The sequence below is a fragment of the Haloferax sp. s1 genome, from assembly GCF_058382125.1.
Map to the genome: position 1 here is coordinate 26,011 of NZ_JBZRPK010000729.1, position 8,239 is coordinate 34,249.

At 54.3% G+C, this 8,239-nt stretch carries 8 protein-coding genes; 4 read left to right on the top strand and 4 right to left on the bottom strand.

Annotated elements, in window-relative coordinates; translation table 11 throughout:
* Positions 1 to 96 precede the first annotated feature (96 nt).
* Positions 97 to 429, top strand: coding sequence for a hypothetical protein (locus QT222_RS22235; RefSeq protein WP_491478400.1), 333 nt, complete (start codon positions 97 to 99; stop codon positions 427 to 429).
* 20 nt (positions 430 to 449) lie between these two features.
* Here QT222_RS22235 and QT222_RS22240 read toward each other — a convergent pair whose 3' ends face one another.
* Entirely contained in the window at positions 450 to 1,070 is a 621-nt protein-coding gene (locus QT222_RS22240; RefSeq protein ID WP_014732714.1) for an alpha/beta hydrolase, read from the bottom strand.
* A 115-nt stretch (positions 1,071 to 1,185) separates the two neighbouring features.
* On the opposite strand from QT222_RS22240, the gene QT222_RS22245 reads away from it, so the two are divergent.
* On the top strand, positions 1,186 to 2,013 hold the full coding sequence (locus tag QT222_RS22245) for a sugar phosphate isomerase/epimerase family protein (RefSeq protein ID WP_491478401.1): 828 nt from the start codon (positions 1,186 to 1,188) through the stop codon (positions 2,011 to 2,013).
* Positions 2,014 to 2,193: 180 nt separating this feature from the next.
* Here QT222_RS22245 and QT222_RS22250 read toward each other — a convergent pair whose 3' ends face one another.
* Positions 2,194 to 3,822, bottom strand: coding sequence for an alkaline phosphatase family protein (locus QT222_RS22250; protein WP_049917388.1), 1,629 nt, complete (start codon positions 3,820 to 3,822; stop codon positions 2,194 to 2,196).
* 256 nt (positions 3,823 to 4,078) lie between these two features.
* On the opposite strand from QT222_RS22250, the gene QT222_RS22255 reads away from it, so the two are divergent.
* Complete coding sequence (locus QT222_RS22255; protein ID WP_491478402.1) at positions 4,079 to 5,380, top strand: prenyltransferase/squalene oxidase repeat-containing protein; 1,302 nt, start codon at positions 4,079 to 4,081, stop codon at positions 5,378 to 5,380.
* Between the two features lie 42 nt (positions 5,381 to 5,422).
* On the opposite strand, the gene QT222_RS22260 is transcribed toward QT222_RS22255, so the two are convergent.
* On the bottom strand, positions 5,423 to 6,442 hold the full coding sequence (locus QT222_RS22260; RefSeq protein ID WP_491478403.1) for a lipid II:glycine glycyltransferase FemX: 1,020 nt from the start codon (positions 6,440 to 6,442) through the stop codon (positions 5,423 to 5,425).
* 488 nt (positions 6,443 to 6,930) lie between these two features.
* Here QT222_RS22260 and QT222_RS22265 point away from each other — a divergent pair, with 488 nt between their 5' ends.
* Positions 6,931 to 7,323 (top strand): pyridoxamine 5'-phosphate oxidase family protein, encoded by a 393-nt coding sequence (locus tag QT222_RS22265; RefSeq protein ID WP_014732716.1) that lies wholly within the window; start codon positions 6,931 to 6,933, stop codon positions 7,321 to 7,323.
* A 38-nt stretch (positions 7,324 to 7,361) separates the two neighbouring features.
* On the opposite strand, the gene QT222_RS22270 is transcribed toward QT222_RS22265, so the two are convergent.
* A partial coding sequence (locus tag QT222_RS22270) for a sodium:solute symporter family transporter (protein WP_491478404.1) occupies positions 7,362 to 8,239 on the bottom strand: 878 nt, incomplete at its 5' end.

Genomic DNA, 8,239 nt, shown 5'->3' on the forward strand with positions numbered 1-8,239 from the left:
ACCGATTGACCAACATATAATATCAGCACATCGAGAGTACAAGTAGTGCCAGATAGCGATCAAAGGACTTCGTTGAGCCGCCAATTTTCGGAATATGTGCTTATCATAATTGCACTCTATCTTCCACTTGCGCCCTACTGGTTCTTCAAGACGGGACCGAGAGTGGGGTTGACGTTCATTCAAATTTGTCTGACCCTCGTTTCCGGGTCAGTTCTCATTCTCGGTGGAGCATATGCTGTGAAGAGATACGTAAATACCGGCGGAAAAACTCTCGTGGCGATTGATGGATTCACCCTCGGATTCGGTGTGGGTTCACTGCTGGGTAAGTGGAGTGGTCTCTCAGATAGCAACGCAGTCTTCCCCGGGTTGGCCGGTGCGCTCGTCATTACGCTGGGACTGCTCCACCTCTACGAGCGATTCGTGCAATAGGTTTGCATTGGTTGCGAATCTTATGGTGATAAAAACGCGAGTGTCTCTTCGATAATTCGTTGCTCGTCGTTCAAGAAGGAGTGGTCTTCACCAGCTAATTCGACCATCGACCCGTTCGGCAGGTGCTCAGCGATTGCTGCTGCATTCTCAACGGACACGACCTCGTCTTCGTCACCCTGTAGAATCCGTACCGGGGTCTCGATATTGGCTAACTCCGACGCAGCAATCGACGGAGCATCAGCATGGTTTCCGAATAGGATTGCAGGTGCCCACAGAACCATCCGGTCGACCGTATTCGGGATGTGCGTGAGCGCGAGACGGCCACCGAAACTCTTCGCGACGACCGTTATCGTCGAGTAACCCCGTGACTGGAGGAATTCGATGCCAGCGCTGAGTTCCGTTTCGAACTCCGTTTCAGTCTTTTCGGCTAAATCCTCTTGGCTCTCCCACATCTCGAAGCGGGCGACGGTATTGCCATCCCGAGCGGCAGCCGCAGCGAACCGGTCAAATATATCGCCGAACGGACCATGTCCCGCTCCAGGAATCACCAAAATCCCGTGTTCAGAGGCATCACCAGCCAGAGTCACCTTCCCAGCATAACTATTATCGCCCACGTTGAGTGTTATCGCTTCAGTATTCATGCATTCATTGTCAAAAGGCACCCTCAAAAATGTTTGTTAGGTGTAATTAATCAGACCTCAATTCGTGACTGATAACCAACACATCTATACGAACCTGTGTTCCAGTAGTATTTCCATGCAACCAGATACCAACCTAAATACTGACGGAGAAGTCGACATGGACCTCGGGTTCACGGTCGGCCTCGACATGCCATTCGAGGAAAGCGTTCGGTGGGCCGCGGGCGAGGGCTTCGATTTCATCGAGGTCCTACTCGATGGACCGTACGCCCGAGAGCGAATTTCCGATAGCCGAGATGCAATGCGAACCGTACTCGAAAATGCTGGGTTGGGTTTCATCGTACACCTCCCGTTTAACATCGATCCGGGGTCACCGTTTTCTCCCATTCGAGAAGGTGTTGTCACCGAATTCATCGCCGGAATGGACCTCGCAGCAGATCTCGGTGCCACGAAAGTCGTGTTCCACCCATCTTCGGACGCGTGGGACCTCGGTTGGACAGACGCCGAGTGCCGCGAGTTTATCCACGAGAGCCTCGATGAACTCATTCCCGCCGCGATAGAGCGCGGCGTAGAACCGTGTGTCGAGAATATCGTCTCCAGCTATTACGATGTAGCAACGTTCCCGGAACTACTGGAGCGGTATCCGAACGTGTCGATGACCTTCGACACGAGTCGTGCACTACTGGCAGGGATGGACGAAGAAAGTATGGCAGAATTTATGCATGAATACGCCGACCGAATCAGGCATCTCCACTTGGTCGATACGCGCGGTGGGAGCGACGAACACCTTCCAGTCGGGATGGGACGGATTGATTTCGAGACAGTTCTGTCTGGGTTAGCTGACGTTCACTGGTCAGGCACGGCAACACTCGAAATCGGAACAACGGATTACGGTACAATCGCGCTCGGAAAACGGCACACAGAGGAAGTGCTAGCTGAGGTCTAAAGTTCGACCTCGGCGTGTTACCTATTGAACCGTCTGAAATTCCGGGTTTCATTACAGACATACATGTGTAAGTAGGCTGCAGTAGCTGCCAACCGTGATTTGAACGGGGAAAACCGCGTTTCGAGGGAAGTTACGGGAAGGCCGAGGATATGATATCAAACCGACCCCAATGCGTACCGGCTATTCGAGATAACCGAGATTTGCGAGGCGTTCCTCAACGTCGGTGTCGTCCGTCTCTTGAATCTCACGAACCTCGGGGTCGGGATAACTCGTCCGTTTGACGGAGTCAACGATTGGCAGTGTCTGGCCGTCCATCCGGTCGTCGGCTTCGACGCCGAACGTGGCGAGGACCGTCGGAGCGATGTCAAAGAGATGTGCATCTTCGAGACTCGCCCCCACATCGATGTCGTTTCCGACCGCGGCGACGACGCCGTGCAGTTTGTGGTTCCACGGCTCACTCGGTTCGTCGAAGACGGTATCAGAGAGCATCGAAGAGAGGAATTGGTCAAAGTCACGTGGGACGAGTACAATATCGACTGCTTCGTCGTCTCTCGGACCAGAGAGATACGATTCACGCGGTGCGACGTCATCAAAGACAGGCCTCCCATCCGGGTCCGTAACCGACTGCAGGAGGTCGATGAGTTCGGTCCGAACTGATTCGTAGTCCTCCGGGGAGACGACACCGTTTGGTTCCCTTCCTTCGAGATTGATTCTGATACCGAGTTCTGTGCGTGAGCGCAGGTACGCAGTCGAACGCTCGAAGTCGACCTGTCGAGTAGCGGCACTGATGACATCCGTCGGGACCCAACTTGCGACAACGTCATCGAGACCGACACGTTCGAGCAACGCACCGACTCTCTGGCTCGTTATCCCGGTACGGGCGAGGAGTTGTATCGCCTTCACTCGAAGTCCCTGTTTGACTGACTGTGCATCGACACCGGACCGGAGTTTCGAGTCTCGAACCGTCGCCCATGTTGGCATTCCCTGACCACCATTGACAGTTTCGACGTAGCCGTGGCGAGAAAGGAACTCGTTGACGCGGAACTCGTATCCCGTGTACTTTCCCATTCCGTGGTCGCTGACCACCAACACATTTTCAGGGCGATACGCATCGAAAATCGCTTCGAGTTGCTGGTCAACTTCAACGTAAATATCGCGAACTAATTCGAGATCGCCGGGTCGTTCGTGGAAGACGGTGTCCGTCTGCTGGAACTGGATAAACCCGAACTCCGGCTCGAACCGGTCGACGAGATACTGAAACGCCTCTCCCCGCATCTTGACGAGGTCACAATACCGCTTGCTCTCCTTCTCGTCGTCCGGCGACGGGTCTCGTGGATACACCCGGTACTCACCGATAGCATCACGGACTTCATCCAAAATCCCCGCAGGGTGACCCTGTGGGTTCTCTGGGGCAGTATATCCCGGAACAAGTGCCCCATCGAACGGGCGAGGGGGATGGGTCACCGGCGTATTGACCACGACGCTCGAATAGCCATGATAATCCAGAACCTCCCAAAGCGTCCGCTCACGAATGTGACTCCCATTGACGACGCTCCAGTCGTATCCGTCAAATGATAGGAAATCGAACACACCGTGTTTTCCGGGATTCATTCCAGTGTAGAGTGACGGCCAAGCGCTAGCCGTCCATGGAGGTATTTGTGATTCGAGAGGTGCGTAGGTCCCGGTCGAAAAGATTGAATGGAGCGTCGGGATTTCACCTTCCTCAAACAATGGTCGTAAAACCGGAAGACATGCTGCATCTAGCCCGACCAACAGTGTGTGCACTGCGCCTGTCTGGTCGTTACTCATAGTTTTAGGATGACATTGCTGTGTTTTGTTATGTACTGGCTTCATTGTCGACTTCGATAGAGAAGTCAGCCATTAGTGACAGGGGAGAATTCAAGTGACAGACTAACTGTTAGACGATGACTATAGTTCAATCAATATCTACCGCGTGGAACCACTAGATGTTCGGATTATACGGGGTTCATTGTCGTGTTTCGATGCATTACCGTATAGGATACACGTAACAAAGCCGCCGAACTCTGTCTGTCAATTCAATAGTATGGCACACGGAAGTTCACTCGTCTCCACTCAGGAACCCACCGCGTACAGTGAACATCGAGCGCCGCTTGAGTTCGGCGGGCAGTGGTTACCACATATTCTCGAAGCGACGCTTCGTTACGCACGCACGCGCGACTACAAAGGGTGGGACTACGGAGACGGGATGAGTAGCAGACTGTTGCAGGCGCTTCCGTTCGAAAACAGGTGGATAAACCTCGCTTTCCAGGAGTTGGCCAAACGACCACCGATAAACATCCGACCGCTGCTCCTCGTCGAACAGCGCCGTAACTACAAGGGAACGGCCCTCTTTTCGCTGGCAAATTTAAACTTCCACCACTATACGCAGGCGACCCGAGAGGAACAGGACACCGATTATCTAGCCGAGGCAAAACAGCTTACCGACTGGCTCATTCAGAACCGAAGCGTTGGCTATCACGGCTTCTGTGGCGGCCACAAACACGAGATTCAGCACCTCGGCGAGAAAGGCATTCCAAACGACCCAGACGTCGTGTCGACCTCATTCGCGGTGAAAGCACTTCTCGCCGCCTCGCCCTACGACCCGATTTATGCACCGATTGCACGGACCGCATCCGATTTCGTCGTCGAAGACCTCGATTACCGAGAGGTCGACGATGGAGCGAAAATTAACTATCACATGAACCACCCGGATACGTACTACACACTCAATTCCGGTGCGCTTGGTGCCCGACTCCTCGTCGACATCTACGGACACGACGGCGACGGGACAGACCTTGAGCGTGCAACTGCGATTCTCGACTACATCGCGACCAACCAAGCCGACATCGGTGGGTGGACCTACCGGGTACCCGCCTCCAGTTCCCACCTCTCGATGGACAACCACCACAACGGGTTCATCCTCGACGCCTTCCTCAGATACAAAGCGGTCACCGAGTCCTCGCGGTACGACGATACAATCGAGCGAGGACTGGAATTCTATCGAACTGTCTTGTTCGAGCCAAATGGGGCACCGAACTGGGACGAGTCGAACTCGTACCCGCGAGACATCCATGCATGCGCCACGGCCATCGCGGTCTTTACCGCCGCCGGTGACCTCGAATTTGCGTCCCGTATCTTGGAGTGGACGCTCGAAAACCTCTACGCGGGTGACGGACGGTTCTACTACCGTACGCATCGGTTTTACACCGTTAAGACGACGCTGATGCGATGGGCGCAGGCGTGGATGGCTTACGCGATGTCTGAATATATAAACGAAGTTGTACGTGAGTCAGGCACCCAACTCGGTGCAAGCCACGTTGGTGAAGACTATTTCGGCGAAGAATAACGGAACACGGGACAACTCAGCATAGTCGGTAGAGGGCGAGAACTACACTTTCTGTCGGAGCGACTTGTAGAGATGGGCGAGCGTCCGCATCCCGGCGACGTCCCGTTCGAGACTGTAAAACGGGTGAAGCGTGGGGTTGAACTTCGCTTTGTACCTGTTGATGCGGCGGTTGTTGGCTCCGACGAGGTCGTACGTCGTCCGACCTCGCTCTATTGCGTCGGACATAACGCGCCAGTCGAGAACGTCGTTGATAGATACATCCGTGTCGATGTCGGTCCTGACACCGCCTTGCCATCGTGACACGGTATCTTTGTAATCTGTGACGAGAATCCCGCCAGCGAAGTCGCCGTCGAGACGGAGCGTGTAGGGTCGAATCTGTCCGTCCGGAAGTGCGGTGTAGAGGTCCTTGACGAACTCCGGTGATGCTCGGTACGCGACTCCCTGTGACTCGTACCGGGCAGCGATTTGCTCAATTATCAGTTCAATCTCCCGAGTTCCACCTTCTTCGATCGTATACGCCTCCTCAGGAGCGTTTCGAATGTTCGACCTCGCGTCGCTACTGAAACTCATCAACACCTCGTCTTCACCCTCCGAGAGGTCGACGTGGTAGGTGTACAACGGTGTGATACTGTAGTCGCTCCACGAAAATACTCGAAGGTCGTCGTAACTCCCGTCCAGACGGAAGTGTGTGTAGCGAGGATGAAGCTCGTCTCGAACCCATTCGAGACAGCCGTCGATGAACTCGTGGTGGCGACGTTCACGCTTTCGTTGCTTCATATGGTCCATGTTCAAGAGCACAGGACCGAGGTACGCAACACGAAGCTCCGGTGGCGGTGAGAAAACCGTCGCTATCGGTCCTTTGGTGATTTTGAACACGGAAAAGAGACCAACTACTTCGTTTCCTTTTCGTCCAATGAGTGGGTGCAATTCCGCACCAGAATGCGCTGCTTGTATCTCTAGGGCCTCGTACTGGTGAAACAAGTTCGCGTGTGGAGATTGTTCTACGTACTGGTCCCATTGTTCGATATCGGATTCGGTCGCACGTGTAACCTCGATACTCATTAGTAAGTGGATAAACTGTCCCGCCGACTCGGCTTTGTTATGCGTACATTATCCCAAATCCGGTGGGATAGTCGCTAGTTTTCGCGTCACAACGGCAACGTGAATAATGTGCTGAGGTAGCGGGGTTGATGAAATGGATATGCGAAGAAAATTGTCGGGAAACGAAAACTGGGTCGGGTTAATTAACGTTAAATGATATTATTCGAATTCGTTTCCCTCGTCTGGAATTGTATCCCTAACGTCAGAAACGAAGGATACCGTGTCTGACTACGAAAGTTGGTGGGAGAGTCACTAGAGAGATGTGACAGACACAAGAATCGACGGTCTGATTGCCCCAACCACAGGGAGTACCCTCGCGAATGTAAAAACGGCCGATACAGTCCGGACAGTCACTGTATACGTACGATAGGCACCTCAAAGATGAATCTGCATGAGAGAAACGAGAACGCCGAAGGCAGAGCTTTGACTCCGGAGTTCGTATCAGTTGTATGACTGAACTTCCCGAAGATGTTGCGGCACTTCTAACGAGTGAGCCATTGATGGCACATCTTGCGACCTGCGTCGACAGTCGACCACACGTTGCGCCCGTCTGGTTTGCTTACGATACAGGGAATGAAGTAATCGAGGTACTTACGACCGGGCGCAAGCTTGCGAATATTCGTGAGAACCCGCGGGTCGCGCTGTCGGTTCAGAAGGACATCGACGGACAAGCACAGTGGCGAGTCACCATGCTCGGAACTGCAACTGTCGTCGACGACGACGAGGCCACACGAAAATCGGCCCAGCGAATCAATCAAAGGTACGGGGCCGAAGGGACTGCGTGGCCCGAAAACGACCTCGTTCGGATTTCGGTCGGGACCGCGACAGTGAAGGAATACTGAGCGGGTTGCGAGGAGATACGGGAGGTTCCTCAGTTATATCAGTCGGAGGTCTGCTTCTCTGCCCGAGAATCGTCGAGGAGTCGAATCTCGCGGGACAGTCGGCTAAGGTCGAACGCGGTGTTCGAAAGCCGCGCAGCAATCAACGAAGCGACCGCCGAGACGAAAAACGCCCCACCGAAAGACGTGAGGTACAGCGGGTCAGCCGACGGAAGGATACTACCAACGAGTGGAAGTGCCGTGGTAACACCGCGAAGGTCCGGGAAATACGCGAGTCCGAAAGCGAGACCAGTAAGGCTGCTCGCGAGTGCGCCTAGTCCGGTGATTCGTGCCGAGTAGAGCCCGTAGACGAGTGGGAATGCGACAGCAGCACCGAGCAGGTCGGCGAAGAAGAACAGACGAAGCACACTTTGCGCGCGGAGGCTGACGTAAATCGCCGCCAGCGCGACAACAACAGTCAGTGTTCGGGAACCGAACGCGAGTCGCCGGTCACTCGGAGACGATAACAACCGTGCGAGGTCTGCGGTTACGAGACTCGAAAGGGCGTTAAACAACGTGTCGATGGAACTCATCACGAGCAACAGGGCCAAGAGCACGGCCGCGAGAACGAGCCACTCGGGGAACGCGTCCTGCAAGAGGACGAAGAACGCAACATCGGCATTGTAGTTCGAACTCGTTACGTCGGTGATAACGTCGGCATTGCCGACGGCGATAATACCGAAAAAGGCAGTCACGAAGACGACAAGTCCGTTTGTGAGTGCTGCGTTTCTGAAACTTCGGGTGACCGTCTCCTCGGAGTCACTGGCGTAGATTCGCTGCCACCACGTCTGGTTGATGAGTTCGGCACCGAGGATAGCAAACGCGAGTGCGAGTCCGAACTGTAAGCCGGCGAGAGCACCCAAGTCAAGGAGTCCAGGGT

Excerpts from the sequence above, each read along its gene's own strand:
- QT222_RS22240 (WP_014732714.1), bottom strand. The coding sequence starts at position 1,070 with ATGAATACTGAAGCGATAACACTCAACGTGGGCGATAATAGTTATGCT.
- QT222_RS22265 (WP_014732716.1), top strand. The coding sequence starts at position 6,931 with ATGACTGAACTTCCCGAAGATGTTGCGGCACTTCTAACGAGTGAGCCA.
- QT222_RS22245 (WP_491478401.1), top strand. The coding sequence starts at position 1,186 with ATGCAACCAGATACCAACCTAAATACTGACGGAGAAGTCGACATGGAC.
- QT222_RS22255 (WP_491478402.1), top strand. The coding sequence starts at position 4,079 with ATGGCACACGGAAGTTCACTCGTCTCCACTCAGGAACCCACCGCGTAC.
- QT222_RS22260 (WP_491478403.1), bottom strand. The coding sequence starts at position 6,442 with ATGAGTATCGAGGTTACACGTGCGACCGAATCCGATATCGAACAATGG.
- QT222_RS22250 (WP_049917388.1), bottom strand. The coding sequence starts at position 3,822 with ATGAGTAACGACCAGACAGGCGCAGTGCACACACTGTTGGTCGGGCTA.